This is a genomic window from Acidiplasma cupricumulans (genome assembly GCF_001402935.1).
Taxonomy (GTDB): domain Archaea; phylum Thermoplasmatota; class Thermoplasmata; order Thermoplasmatales; family Thermoplasmataceae; genus Acidiplasma; species Acidiplasma aeolicum.
Window position 1 is genome coordinate 1 of sequence record NZ_LKBH01000259.1, and the last position, 437, is coordinate 437.

The 437-nt window shown below is 27.5% G+C and carries 1 protein-coding gene; it reads right to left on the reverse strand.

The window, feature by feature from the left end:
- Positions 1-34: 34 nt before the first annotated feature.
- A partial coding sequence (locus AOG55_RS06780; protein WP_156318795.1) for a cupin domain-containing protein occupies positions 35-437 on the reverse strand: 403 nt, incomplete at its 5' end.

The following is a 437-nucleotide window of genomic DNA, read 5'->3' on the forward strand; positions in this document are numbered from 1 at the left end:
TTAATAAAAATAATGTTCATTTAATATTTAATTTTTAAATAACATTATCCCTGCACTCATCATTTACAGGTATTATATCCATATTTTTTGTATAATTTATTACACAAATAAATTCTAAATCCTCACTGCCATTATTTATTAATTCATGTTTAAATCTGGAATCTATAAAAATAAAATCTCCAGATTTTAATTCCATTGAATCATTGTTAACGCAGGCAATGCACTTTCCCCTTATTATGTATAAACTTTCGTAATAATCATGGTAATGCATCTGTATTATACCATTTGGTTTTATAATAAATCTTCTCATGGCATAAGATTTTTCCTGCCTGTCCGTGATAAGCCACTGTATGTATGCATCCCTTGAATTGCCTATTTTGACCTCAGAGCTTTTAACATCGTTTATATTTCCCCTATAATATCCATCCATATTATTA